Origin of the sequence: Allosphingosinicella deserti (genome assembly GCF_003012735.1) — a bacterium.
Taxonomy (GTDB): Bacteria; Pseudomonadota; Alphaproteobacteria; order Sphingomonadales; family Sphingomonadaceae; genus Allosphingosinicella; species Allosphingosinicella deserti.
Genome location: NZ_PXYI01000008.1, coordinates 124512 through 136749 on the forward strand (window position 1 = coordinate 124512; position 12238 = coordinate 136749).

Here is a 12238-nt window from a genome sequence, read left to right on the forward strand (position 1 = left end):
GATGTTGTCGCGTCGCCTCCTGCTCGGTGGTCTGCTCTCTCTGTTTCCGGCCAGAGTGCTGGCGCGGGCTGCAGGCGCTCCCAATCCGCTCCCGATCGTCCATGACGGCGCGCCCCGTGCGATTGTCGTGGTCGGTGACGATCCCGGGCCCTGGGAGAAAGCGGCGGCCGCGGATCTCGTCAAATATGTGAAGATGATGGCCGGCGCGACGCTGACGATCGCCGATGCGGCGCCGCGCGGCACCGCCGCCATCTTCCTCGGCAAGGCCGCGATCGCCAGGGATCCGGCGATCGGCCGACGGCTCGCCGCAACTGCCGGCAAGGACCCGCTCGTTCAGGCCGACGCGATCCTCGTGCAGCGGCGCGGATCGAACCTGTTCGTTGCCGGCGCCAACGATGAATCCCATTATTTCGCGGTCTCGTGGCTGCTGCAGCATTGGGGCTGCAGATGGTATTTCCCCACCGATTTCGGAGAGGTCGTGCCCGAGCGAAAGACTCTGTCCGTCGGGGCACTCGATCACGCTTACGCGCCGCCCTTCGAAATCCGTCACTACTGGCTCGCGTGGAACGCCGATTCGACGGGCGCCGACCTGTTCAGGCACCGCAATTTCATGTCGTCGGCAACGATGGTCGGCGCGGCGCAGACGCTCGCCAACTACACGTCCGATATCGCGCCGGCGGGCGGCAATCATTTCAACGTGCCATTCACCGACAGGCGCACCGCCGAGCATGTCGCGGCGAAAATCGAGGCCGATTATGCGGCCGGCAAGGACGTCTCGCTCGCCATTTCCGACGGGGTCTACGAAAGCGTCGCCGATCGCCCGCTGATCACCCGCTACGATGGCTACATGCTGAAGCCGTCGGTCACCGACGCGATGCTGACCTTCTACAATGCGGTCGCCGACATCCTCCGCCGCAAATATTCGGCGAGCAAGGCGAAGATCGGCGGTCTTGCTTATGCCAATGTCACTCTGCCGCCGGATCGGGTGAAGCGGCTCGCGCCGAACGTGGTGATGTGGATCGCGCCGATCGACATTGATCCCAACCACGCGCTCGACGATCCGCGCTCTCCGCCGAAGGGCGAGTTTCGCGACATGGTCGAAGCCTGGTCCCGGATCGCGCCGGGGCGGCTCGCGCTCTACGATTACGATCAGGGCATGCTGGTGTGGCGAGACGTGCCCAACCCGTCGCATCACGTCTTTGCGCGCGACGTGAAGGAATATCGCCGGCTCGGCCTCGTCGGCTTCGGTACCGAAAGCCGCGGCGCCACCGCCACCACGTTCCTGAACCTGTTCTTCCGCGGCCAGCTGATGTGGAATCCGGACGCCGACGTCGATGCGCTGCTGCGCGAATTCTACCTGGCCTTTTTCGGTCCGGCCGCCGTGCCGATGGCGCGTTACTGGGGCCGCATCTTCGCCGCCTGGGGCGAGACGGCGGTTACCGAGCACGAGCATATGGCCTTGCCCGCCATCTACACGCCGGAGCTGGTCGATGCGTTGCGCGTCGACCTCGAGGCGGCCGAGGCAATCGCCGGCAGTGGCCGCATCGCAGAGCGGGTCGCCTTCGTCCGCGGCAGCTTCGACATCCTGACCAACACTGTCACGATGAACGTCAGGGCGGCGCGGGAGCTCGATTATGCCGGCGCTGCGGCCGCGGGCGAAGCGGCGATGGCGGCCCGCAAGACGCTGCGGGCGATGAACCCAACCTTCACCCTCGATCCGAACGACAGCCTGGAGCAAGGCAGTGCCTGGCTTGCCGGCGAGATCGGGCAGATGAAGGAGCTCCGGGCGCGGGTCGACGGAACGAAGGGGAAGCTAATCGCGCCCTTGCCGCTGATCTGGTCGTTTCGCGTCGAGCAGCCGCTTGCGGACGATTGGCGCTACAAGGGGCCGCTCGGCGGCGACGCAGTCAAGGATTTCGGACCTGGGGAGGGAGCGTGGCGCGAGGTCCGCTCCGATCTCTACCTCCAGGCGCAGAACATTCTCGCCGAGGGTGGACAGGCGGCACTCGGACGCTACCGATATCGGACGGAGATTGATCTTCCCGCCGGCACCGCCCCGCAGGGTGCGCATCTGCTGTTCCCGGGGCTGTTCAACGAAGCCTGGCTGTTCGTGAACGGGGCGCTGGTCGGCCACCGGCCCTACATCGAGCCATGGTGGCACGGCGATTACGGCTTCGAATGGGATGTGGATGTTGCCGGGCAGCTTCGGCCGGGTCGCAACTTGGTCGAGCTGATCGGCTTCAACCCGCACCATTTCGGCGGCATGTTCCGCCGGCCGTTCCTGTACCGGGCCTCCGCAGCGCCATAGCCGTTTCCTGCGGCCGGCCGCGCAACGGCGGCGTCACGGATCGGTCATCGTGCGCACATACTTGTTCGGCTTGCGGCCTGCTGTAGAGGCAGGCTTCCAACAGGAAATTTTCGATGATGATCAAGCGCCTGGCAGCTCTCGCCTTGCTTTCCGCGGGAATCGCGGCACCCGCCGTTTCCGCCCCGCCGAAGCTGATCGTGGCGATCTCGGTCGATCAATTCTCCGCCGATATCTTCCAGCAATATCGCAAGGATTATGACGGCGGGCTGCGTCGCCTGTCGGAGGACGGAGTGGTGTTCCCGGCCGGCTATCAGGGCCACGCCGCGACCGAGACCTGCCCGGGCCACTCGACGATCCTCACCGGCTCCCGCCCTTCGCGAACCGGCATCATCGCCAACAACTGGTTCGATCTCTCCGCCCCGCGCGAGGACAAGAACATCTATTGCTCCGAGGATCCGCGTGTCCCGGGGAGCAACCACGACACATATACCGTCTCCTCCTATCACCTCCGCGTGCCTGCCCTCGGCGACCATATGAAGCGCGTCGATCCGCGCTCCAGGGTCGCGGTCGCCGCCGGCAAGGACCGCGCCGCAATCATGATGGGCGGCTATGCGCCCGATCAGCGTTGGTGGTGGGGCGGCAAGGCGTTCGTCGGCCATGGTGGCGCAGAGCCCGCACCGGTGACCGCCGTCAACCGCGGCATCGCCAAGGATCTCGCAGCGCCCCGTGCCGCGCGCGATCTGCCTCGCAGCTGCGGTTCGCAGAGCCGCGCCATCCTGGCCGCCGGCGGCGCGACCAGGCCGGTCGGCGAAGGCCGCTTCGTCCGCGACGCCGGCGACAGCCGCGGCTTCCGCGCCTCGCCCGATCTCGATCGGGTCACGCTCGATCTCGCCGCCGGCCTGCGCCGCGACATGCGGCTGGGTGAGGGCGACGCCACCGATCTGCTGATCGTCGGACTGTCGGCGACCGATTATGTCGGTCACACCTACGGCACCGAGGGGTCGGAGATGTGCATCCAGATCCACGCGCTCGACAGAGCGCTCGGCGAGTTCTTCCGCACCCTCGATTCGACCGGTATCGATTATGTCGTGATGCTCACCGCCGATCATGGCGGCCACGATCTGCCCGAGCGCAACCGGCAGCACGGCATCGGGGACGCGGTCCGCGTCGATCCGGCGCTGAGCGCCACCGAAATGGGCAAGACGCTCGGCCGGCGGCTGAAGCTCGCTGGTCCGGTGCTGTTTGGCGACGGCCCGTTCGGCGACATCTATGTCGACCGCACGCTCACGGCCGCGCAGCGCGGCCGCGTGCTTGCCGACGCGGTGAAGACCTATCGTGCCCATCCCCAGGTGGAAGCGGTGTTCACCCGCGATCAGGTGGTCGCCGCGCCCGCGCCGCAGGGTGCCCCCGACCATTGGAGCCTGCTCGAGCGGGTCAAGGCGAGCTATTTCCCGGGACGTTCGGGCGATCTCGTGGTGCTGCTGAAGCCACGGGTGACTCCGATCGCGAAGACCGAAGGCGGCTATGTCTCGACCCACGGCAGCCCCTGGGATTACGACCGGAAGGTCCCGATCCTGTTCTGGCGCAAGGGGATGGTTCCGTTCGAGCAGCCGCTTGCGGTCGAGACCGCCGACATCCTCCCGACCTTGACCGCGCTCATCAATGTGCCGATCCTCCCCGGGACGATCGACGGCCGCTGCCTCGATCTCGACGAAGGCGAAGCGAGCAGCTGCGCACGTAACTAAGATCCTGCCCGAGCGGAGCTCGGGGAGGATTGCCTATCCCGCCAGCGCCTCGACCTTCTCCGCCAGTGCCAGCCAGCGCTCCTCCGCAGCGTCACGCTCGGCGCGCGCCTTCTCGATTGCGGCAGTCAGCGCGGCGAAACGCGGATAATCCCGCGTGTAGAGATCGGGATCGGCGAGCGCCGCCTCGTCGCTTGCGATCTGGGCCTCGATCTCCTCGATTCGGCCCGGCAGCAGATCGTAATCGCGCTGGTCCTTGTAGGTGAGCTTGATCGTCGGTCTGGACGCGGCCGCTGCCGGCTTCGCGGCGGCGGCACTGCTCTTGTTCTGTTGCGAGGCCGCAGCCCTGCGCTGCCGCATCCAATCCTCATAGCCGCCGGCAACGACGTCGACCTTGCCCGATCCGTCGAGGCCAAGGGTGATCGTCACGGTACGGTCGAGGAAGTCGCGATCATGGCTGACGATGAGGACGGTGCCGTCATAGTCGCCGATCACCTCCTGCAGCAGATCGAGCGTTTCGAGATCGAGATCGTTGGTCGGCTCGTCGAGCACGAGCAGGTTCGATCGTCGGGCGAATTCGCGAGCAAGCAGCAAGCGCGAGCGCTCGCCGCCGGACAGGGTGCCGATCCGCGCCTCCGTCATGTTCGGATCGAACAGGAATTCCTTGAGATAGCCCTGAATGTGCTTCTTGACGCCGCGCACCTCGATCCAGTCGCCGCCGTCGGCAAGCACGTCGCGTACCCGCTTTTCGGGGTCCATCAGCTTGCGCTGCTGGTCGACGACGATCCCGGTCAAGGTCTGGGCGCGCTTGATCCGGCCCTGATCGGGGTCGATTTCGCCGGTCAGAAGCCTCAGCAAGGTGGTCTTGCCGGTGCCGTTGGCGCCGACGATGCCGATCCGATCGCCGCGCTGCACCCGCAGCGAGAAGTCGCGGATGATCGTGCGCTCGCCGAAGCCCTTGGTCACGTCCTCGGCGTCGATCACCACCTTGGTCTTGGCGTCGTCATTCTGGATGCCGAGCTTGGCCGCGCCGGCGGGTCCCATCATCGCCGCGCGGGTGGCGCGCATCTCGTTCAGCTTGGCGAGCCGCCCCTGGTTGCGCTTGCGGCGTGCGGTGACCCCGCGCTGCAGCCAGTGCAGCTCCAGCTTGAGCTTGGCATCGAGCTTTTCGGCGGCGCGGGCTTCCTCCTCATAGACCTTCTCGGTCCAGGCATCGAAGCCGCCAAAGCCGATCTCGGCCCGGCGCAGGTCGCCCCGGTCGAGCCATAGCACCGAGCGGGTGAGGCGGGTCAGGAAGGTACGATCGTGGCTGATCACCACGAACGCGCCGGTGAAGCGGGACAGCCAGTCCTCCAGCCATTCGATCGCGGCGAGATCGAGATGGTTGGTGGGCTCGTCGAGCAGAAGCACGTCCGGCTCCATCGCGATCGCCCGGCAGATCGCGGCACGGCGGCGCTCGCCGCCGGAGGCGGTGGCGGCGTCGCGGTCGAGATCGATGCCGATCTGGTCGGCGATCGCCTCGACTTCGTGGACCGGCGGCGGGTTCGGCCCGCTGAGCGCATAATCGCGAAGGGTAGCAAAGCCGGCGACCGGAGGGTCCTGCTCGAGCAGGACGACCTTGGTGCCCGGTTGGATGGTCCGCCGGCCCTCATCGGTATCGATCACCCCCGCGAGGCATTTGAGCAAAGTGGTCTTGCCGGCGCCGTTGCGGCCGATCAGCGCCAGCCGGTCGCGTGCGCCGACGAACAGGCCGATGCCGCGGAAGAGCCAGCCCGAGCCCTGGACGAGACCGAGATTTTCATATGCGAGTACAGGTGCTGCCATGCGCGGGGACATAAGAGGTGATACCCTCCGGTGGAAGCGCTTCGCGTTCCAAGGCCTCCGCCTGCTCGGCACAACTCCCATCCTGCACTTGCTGGAGGGCCTTGGGGAGGGCGCTTCCTCCTTCATGCGGATCACGCGGCGCAGTCTTTCGAAACGCCATCGGATCTACTGCGCGATCCCCATGAGCAGTCCGGCGAATCGTGGCAGCGAACCCTCAAGAGCCGGCCCGCAGCCTCTAATTCGCGGTGCCACAGATCATGGAAGCGGCTTCGTTTCGGCTCCACTTGCCCCGCGGAGCGGCTCAGCCCATCCCGGTAAACAAATATGGTTAATCTGGCGTTCACGCCCAGAGCGCCGTCCTGCGCACGGGAGAGCCGGGCACGCCCCCCGCCCGGTTCTTCTCAACGAAAGCTAGTAGGGATTGCCAAGATGAAGAAGATTCTCCTCGCGACCACGGCTGCGGCCTTTGCCGTCCTCGGTACCACGGCCATGGCCCAGACCACCGACAGCCAGACCCAGCCGCCGACGGATTCGTCCTCGGGTACGGCGACGCCGACCGACACGTCGACCCCGCCGACAGACCCGGCGCCTGCCGACACTACGACCACGACGACGACCACTACCGACACCGCTCAGCCGCCGGCCGAGCCGACGGAACCGGCAACTTCGGACGCGTCCGAGGCGAGCCCGAACGGTGCCGACACCAACGACACCGGCAAGAAGTCGAAGAAGAGCAAGCCCCGGTAAGACCGGAGCGCAAGGGAGGTGCCGCGGCCCGCACCGCGGCACCTCTTTCTCTTGCATCTGTCCGGCGGGGCCGCCCGCCACGAGACGTGACGACGTGACCGCCAATCCACCGCCCTCCGACACCGAGATCGAGCGCGCCGTCAGCGACGGCAAGGAAGCGATTGTCCGCGCAAACCTGATGGTGCGCGCCTCCCGCGAATTCCTGCTCGTGATGAAGAGCGCAGGCGACGACCTCGTTCGGGCCGACGCCGCTTGCCGACACAATTCTGCGCTGGAGCCGCAGCCGATCCGCTCGTCCGAACGCAAAGGTTGAACGACCCGCAAGGGCGTGGCTTAGCGCGGACGCTCCGGCGGTGCTTCCTCGGCCGCTCCGCCACCGGTGGCCGGGACTTCCGTATTGTCGCCATCTTCCATACCGAACCGCGTCGTCCCGCCTTCGCCGCCCTGCTGCGGGCGCACCGCGTCGTCGCCGGGCTCGCTGCCCCCCGAGGCCTCCGGCTGTTCATCCTCATCGTGCATGTTCAATCTCCTCGCGCCGATCTCCCTTCAACGGTCGTGGCCGTGTCCGGTTCAAAGCGTCCCTGGCGCAGGCGCTCGATCTCCGGGCCTGGGCAATGCGCCCGCTTTTCCTGGATCGCCGTTCATGCGATGAAGCGGCATGTCCGGGCCTATCTTCGTACCAATCCGCGATCCGGCGGATGATCAATTGGTCGATCAGCATTTCCGCGGCGGCGCCAACTGGTTCATGCTGATCAAAGAGCTGCGCGCGGCCTACGATCTCAGCATCTACGAGGCCGAGGAGATGGCGCTGTCGCACCCCGGCTGGCGGCGATGGTGCAACCTCAGGATCAAGTCCGATCGCGCCTGCAGGATGTACGCATGGAGGCATTTGCAGGCGCACGGAACGGCGTCCCTGGTTCGGCAGGATGGTGAGCAGCTGACCATCGGTTGAGACGCGTGTGGCAGTAGGTCGCGTTTACGCCGGCCTGGCAAGGATTGCCGAATTCGAGCTTGCGCAACGGCTGGTGGCGATCTCGAACTCGTAGAGGGTAAGCGCCTCGCGCACGGTGGTGATGGGCATGGACGTGGCAGTGACGCGTCCAATCTCGGATCCAGCGCCACTGAGCCGCGGTACGTCGACCGCGTCCCTGATACTTTCGGCTGCTCCGCTTGCTCCGTTTGCACCTGGCGGCCTTCTTGTGACAGTCTGACGAGGCGCATCGACAATGAACGTAGCGCTGGGAGTGGAGATGGACGAGGATCTTGCGAGCCTCACCCGGGAGGAATTGATCGCCGAAGTGGCCCGGCTGCGGGCGGGCGTCCGCGCCCATCGCGACAGCAGCGGCCACGAACTGTGCTGGCACCATCCGCAATTGTGGAGCCTGCTGCCGGAGCCGATCCCGACGTCGATCGCCGTGCCGGCATGGCCCCAATTCCTGCGGGGCTGTGTTCGTTATCGCGAGTCGCTCGACAATGAGTTGCCGAATACGCCGCGATCCACCGCGGAGTTTGGCGCCGATTCACCGGCTGGCACGTGATGCCTACGATGGCCGGATGATGCGCCGCCAGTTCCGGATCGCGCCGATGCTGGGGTTGGCGCTCTTCGCCTCCGCATGCGGCAGGGCACCGATATCGTTCGACAAAGCCGGCTGGGCCGCCGAACGCGGTAATTACGATCGCAAGAGCAGCCGCGGCGCCATGGTCGGTGGTCTCGACGAGGCGGGCATCGTCATCGGCGCACCGCGGGAAAGGGTGCGCGCTCTGCTTGGCGAACCGGATTCGACCGGGCCGCAGGCCGACATCTATTTTCTCGGGCGCAGCGCGACCGGCCCCGGTTTCGAGACCTACCGGATCGACTACGAACCCGGTAACCGCGTGCGTGCCGCGTCCGTGCGGCGGAGCTGACGTCCACGCGTCCGCCCAAACTCTGCGGAACCGTCATACCTGCGTTCGCAGGTCGGTTCTCTGGCGCGATCGACCCCGCGGCTCGGGGTCGTGCGGGACGTGGTGCCGCGCCGAACTCAATCTGCGGTAGCGCAGCGTTCGAGCGCCGGCCGCCGGCGCACGAATGCGGAGACCGCGCGTTCAAAGCAGTCGGGCGCGACGAGGGCGAGGAAGTGCGCGCCGCGTTCGATGGTGGTGAAGTGCACTTCACCAGCCACCGAAAGCAACGTCTTTTGGGCACGCGCGCCTTCATAAGAGGTATTCGGATCGAGAGTGCCATGCACGATCAGGGTGCGTGGCAATTGCACGGGGTTTCGACCAAACAAGCCGTCGCGCGCATAGAGAGGGACGGGGCTGTCGACCAGGAAGCCCGGTAACGGGCTGGTGAACAAGGCTCCCTCGGCTTCCTGTGCCACGATTTCCTTGGTCAGGGACCGGCGATCATTGTTCTCGGAACCGCTGATCAGAATCACCAGCGGGAGCGACGGCGGGGATTGCGGGTAGCGGCTCAGTTCGGCCCCTCGATCCCGCAAGTCCTGTACGCTCCTGACCAATTGCTGATCGTCATCGCGCGACAGGCCTTCGATCACGTCCGGAATGCGTCGGCGAAGATCGGGAAAGGTCAGCAGACCCGCCATGAAGCGCCGCAAATCTCCCCCGGGTACCGTGCTCACCCAGCGGGGCGCCTGGTGCGCCAGCAGCGCGCGATATTGGGCAGTTTGAGCGGGGGTGAGCAGCGCCCGGCCAACGGAGTCGACGATTTCGGTGCGGTGGCTGAGGTCCCATTGCGCATCGGCTTCCGGCGGGACGAGGCCGTCGAGAACGATCCCGTCGATCTTCGGCGGCGCCGCCTGCATCATCCTCAGGATGAGCTGGGTGCCATAGGATACGCCGTAGACGTAGACCTCGCCGGGCCGGCGATAAGTCGTGATCAATGTCGACAGATCGTGCGCGGCGTTGGTGATGGTGAAAGCGCGGGTTCGCGCCGGGTCGCTGTGAAGCGCAGCGATGCAGGGTCCCCATTCGTCGCCGGCCAGCGCAATCCCGTCAGGTCCGTCGGGCGCTTCCTCCCGCGGGCACAGCTTCGTCGAATAGCCTGTCCCGCGATGATCGGGTATGACGAGATCATAGTCGCGGAACGTCCGCCGGAACGTCGCAAGCACCGGATAGAAGGAAGCGCCCGGCTCCCCGGGGCCGCCGGCGATGAGCCATACTTCGCCACGCCTGCGACGACGGTCGTCCGCGGGAAACTTGCGGACGAAAAGATCGATTTCCTCCGCCCGCTTTGCGGCGGAAGCCTCCAGCGGCACCCGGGCCACCGTGCAGAGCGACCCGGCGAGCCCTGGAAGGGTGGCCGCGTCCGCACAGGGCTGGAAGGTCGTGGCGGCGGCGGGATCGGCCTGGCTCAAAAGGAAGAAGGACAAGCCGGCGGCTACGAGAAACTTCAGCATCGCATCGGCCCTATGCTGTCCGCGCCATTCGCGCCAGTCGGCTCGGATTGAAGCTCCAGCGCCGCCGACGCCTACGAAGGCCGAGCCCCCGAGCAGGCCGATACAGCGTGGGGCGGAATGCGGCCCAAATCCGCGAGCGGTTCGGAAAAAAGCCGCCCTCGGATCGAGGCCGCGCGCTCCGGATCAGCCTGGAACGGAGACCGCGTCGGTGACGTGGATGACCCCGTTCGATTGCATCACGTCCGCCTGGGACACGGTGGCGGAATTGCCCTTGCCGTCGACCAGGATGACGTCGCTGCCGCGCATCCGCGCAGTGAGGGTGCCGCCCTGGACGGTGGTCAGCATCGCGCTGCCGCCGCCGGCGCGGATCGCCGCCATCAGATCGACGGCGCTCGTGCGCCCGGGAACGACATGGTAGATCAGCACCGATTGCAGCATCGCCTTGTTTTCCGGCCGCAGCAGCGTTTCGACGGTGCCGGCAGGCAGCTTCGCGAATGCGGCGTTGGTCGGCGCGAACACGGTGAACGGCCCCGCGCCGGAAAGCGTCTCGACCAGACCGGCAGCCTTGACCGCGGCGACGAGCGTGGTGTGGTCGGCGGAGTTCACCGCATTCTCGATGATGTTGCGGGTCGGGTACATCTCCGCGCCGCCGACCATCACGGTAGCGTCGGCCGCCGTGGAGGCGGTGGCGGCTGCCATGCGGTCGTCGTTCATGGCGCAGGCCGAGACCCAGCTCGCTCCGGCGATCAGGGCGGCAGCAGAGACGATGGTTAGGGTGCGCATAAGTCCTCCGGGTGAAGCAGCCTCGATGGCTGCGGGAAGAGCTACGGCGCGGACGCGCGAACGGATGCGCGGCTCAGATCCGGTCGAGTGTGCCCGATGCGATCACGGGTCCGGTCGGCAGGCCGGTGGGCGATCCGCCGGCCGGCTCGACGGACAAGGCGATCGTCGCCTCGGGCCCGAACGCGGCGGCAAGCGCGGCCGGGATGCGGATGCGCTGCGGCGTCGCCGAACGGATCAGCCCAAGCGAGACCGGCGTGGTCGCACCGGCGGGGATCAGCCAGAGCTGGCGATCGCGGCCGGGCGCCGGCGCCAGCCGTACCGGCGTGACGAGGATCGTGCCGCGTCCCGCGTCGACTGCGACCGCCAGGGCGGCGCTGTTGTCGTCGGAGGCAAGCGACGCGATCAGGGCCGGTTCCGGCTGCGCGCGAACCGGCGGCGGCGCCGGCCGCTCCGGCTCGGCGATGCGCAGGCCGAGCACCAGTGCCAGTCCGGCGGCGAGCGCCGTCATCGCGAGCGCGGTGCGGCGCCAGGCCCGCTCCCTGCCGGAAATCGGAACGATACTGTTTGGCCGCTCTTCGCCAGATCCCGCTCCGCGCGATTGCGCATCGAGCCTGCGCTCGATCCGCTGCCACAGGTCGGCGGGCGGTTCGATGTCGCGGACGCCGTCGAACAGCGGGCCGAGGCGCCGGTGCCAGGCGTCGACCGCAGCTGAGAAGTCCGCATCGCGGCTCAGCCGCATGCCGGCGTCGGCAAGATCCTCGCCTTCGAGAAGACCAAGGACGAATTCGGCCGCGAGCACGTCGCGCTCGTCGCCGGGGCCAAGCGAGTCGCTCATCGCTCGAGACAGTCCCGCAAGCGAAGCAGTCCCCGGCGAATCCAGCTCTTCATCGTCCCCAGCGGCACCGCCCAGTGGGTCGCCAGCTCGCTGTAGCTCAATCCATCGTAGAAGGTCGCCTTGATCGCCTGGTTCTGGCGCTCTTCGAGTTCGCCGAGGCAGAGTGCGATCCGCCCGCCTTCTTCGGCCGCCTGCAACTGCTCGAGTGCGCCAATGCTGCCGTCGGGGACGTCCATCGCCTCGTCGAGCGTGGCTGCCTTGCGCGCGCCCAGCGCTCGACGGCGGTCGATAGCCCGGTTGCGCGCCATTGTGGCAAGCCAGGTGATCGGGCTCGCCTTGGCCGGATCGAACGTGCCCGCCTTTCGCCACACGCTGAAATACACTTCCTGCAGTGCTTCTTCGGCTTCGCCGGCTTCGCCGAGAATGCAGACGCAGATGCCGAACAGCTTGGCGGATGTCCGCCTGTAGACTTCGGCGAGCGCGGGGCGGCTGCCCTCCGACACCTGGCGAAGCGCCGAGACGAGGTCCTCCCGCTCGAGCGAGGCGTTGGTCGAGAGCCGATCCACTGCTGCCGATGTGCCACAATCGTCACGCGTCAACAATG

General features: G+C 67.0%; 13 protein-coding genes. 7 read left to right on the forward strand and 6 right to left on the reverse strand.

The genetic code is table 11. From position 1 onward, the window contains the following. Position 1: 1 nt before the first annotated feature. A complete protein-coding gene (locus C7I55_RS21495) occupies positions 2 to 2308 on the forward strand; it encodes a DUF4838 domain-containing protein (RefSeq protein ID WP_106515086.1) in 2307 nt (768 codons plus the stop codon). Positions 2309 to 2424: 116 nt separating this feature from the next. Continuing rightward, positions 2425 to 4053 carry an alkaline phosphatase family protein gene (locus C7I55_RS21500; RefSeq protein WP_106515194.1) on the forward strand — a complete coding sequence of 543 codons (1629 nt, stop codon included), beginning with the start codon at positions 2425 to 2427 and terminating at the stop codon, positions 4051 to 4053. A gap of 33 nt (positions 4054 to 4086) precedes the next feature. On the opposite strand, the gene C7I55_RS21505 is transcribed toward C7I55_RS21500, so the two are convergent. Next, entirely contained in the window at positions 4087 to 5874 is a 1788-nt protein-coding gene (locus C7I55_RS21505) for an ABC-F family ATP-binding cassette domain-containing protein (RefSeq protein WP_106515087.1), read from the reverse strand. 429 nt (positions 5875 to 6303) lie between these two features. Here C7I55_RS21505 and C7I55_RS21510 point away from each other — a divergent pair, with 429 nt between their 5' ends. Then, on the forward strand, positions 6304 to 6621 hold the full coding sequence (locus tag C7I55_RS21510; protein WP_106515088.1) for a hypothetical protein: 318 nt from the start codon (positions 6304 to 6306) through the stop codon (positions 6619 to 6621). Between the two features lie 94 nt (positions 6622 to 6715). Continuing rightward, the gene (locus C7I55_RS21515) at positions 6716 to 6934 is read left to right on the forward strand and encodes a hypothetical protein (protein WP_106515089.1); all 219 of its coding nucleotides are present in this window, start codon (positions 6716 to 6718) and stop codon (positions 6932 to 6934) included. Between the two features lie 20 nt (positions 6935 to 6954). Here the strand turns inward: C7I55_RS21515 and C7I55_RS21520 are convergent, their stop codons facing one another. Further along, positions 6955 to 7140 (reverse strand): hypothetical protein, encoded by a 186-nt coding sequence (locus tag C7I55_RS21520; RefSeq protein WP_106515090.1) that lies wholly within the window; start codon positions 7138 to 7140, stop codon positions 6955 to 6957. A gap of 187 nt (positions 7141 to 7327) precedes the next feature. Between C7I55_RS21520 and C7I55_RS21525 the strand changes: the two genes are divergently transcribed. The 3 genes from C7I55_RS21525 to C7I55_RS21535 all read left to right on the forward strand — a co-directional run bounded on the left by C7I55_RS21525 (position 7328) and on the right by C7I55_RS21535 (position 8526). Continuing rightward, positions 7328 to 7573 carry a hypothetical protein gene (locus tag C7I55_RS21525; protein ID WP_146151104.1) on the forward strand — a complete coding sequence of 82 codons (246 nt, stop codon included), beginning with the start codon at positions 7328 to 7330 and terminating at the stop codon, positions 7571 to 7573. A 274-nt stretch (positions 7574 to 7847) separates the two neighbouring features. Continuing rightward, entirely contained in the window at positions 7848 to 8159 is a 312-nt protein-coding gene (locus tag C7I55_RS21530; RefSeq protein ID WP_199192992.1) for a hypothetical protein, read from the forward strand. Between the two features lie 16 nt (positions 8160 to 8175). Further along, positions 8176 to 8526 (forward strand): hypothetical protein, encoded by a 351-nt coding sequence (locus C7I55_RS21535; protein ID WP_106515093.1) that lies wholly within the window; start codon positions 8176 to 8178, stop codon positions 8524 to 8526. 116 nt (positions 8527 to 8642) lie between these two features. On the opposite strand, the gene C7I55_RS21540 is transcribed toward C7I55_RS21535, so the two are convergent. The 4 genes from C7I55_RS21540 to C7I55_RS21555 form a co-directional block, all read right to left on the reverse strand. Further along, on the reverse strand, positions 8643 to 10016 hold the full coding sequence (locus C7I55_RS21540; RefSeq protein ID WP_106515094.1) for an alpha/beta fold hydrolase: 1374 nt from the start codon (positions 10014 to 10016) through the stop codon (positions 8643 to 8645). A gap of 183 nt (positions 10017 to 10199) precedes the next feature. Next, complete coding sequence (locus tag C7I55_RS21545; RefSeq protein WP_233222343.1) at positions 10200 to 10799, reverse strand: fasciclin domain-containing protein; 600 nt, start codon at positions 10797 to 10799, stop codon at positions 10200 to 10202. 73 nt (positions 10800 to 10872) lie between these two features. Next, the gene (locus tag C7I55_RS21550) at positions 10873 to 11634 is read right to left on the reverse strand and encodes an anti-sigma factor (RefSeq protein ID WP_106515095.1); all 762 of its coding nucleotides are present in this window, start codon (positions 11632 to 11634) and stop codon (positions 10873 to 10875) included. After that, the gene (locus tag C7I55_RS21555) at positions 11631 to 12200 is read right to left on the reverse strand and encodes a sigma-70 family RNA polymerase sigma factor (protein WP_106515096.1); all 570 of its coding nucleotides are present in this window, start codon (positions 12198 to 12200) and stop codon (positions 11631 to 11633) included. Before C7I55_RS21555 ends, C7I55_RS21550 begins: the two co-directional genes overlap by 4 nt. Between the last annotated feature and the right edge of the window lie 38 nt (positions 12201 to 12238).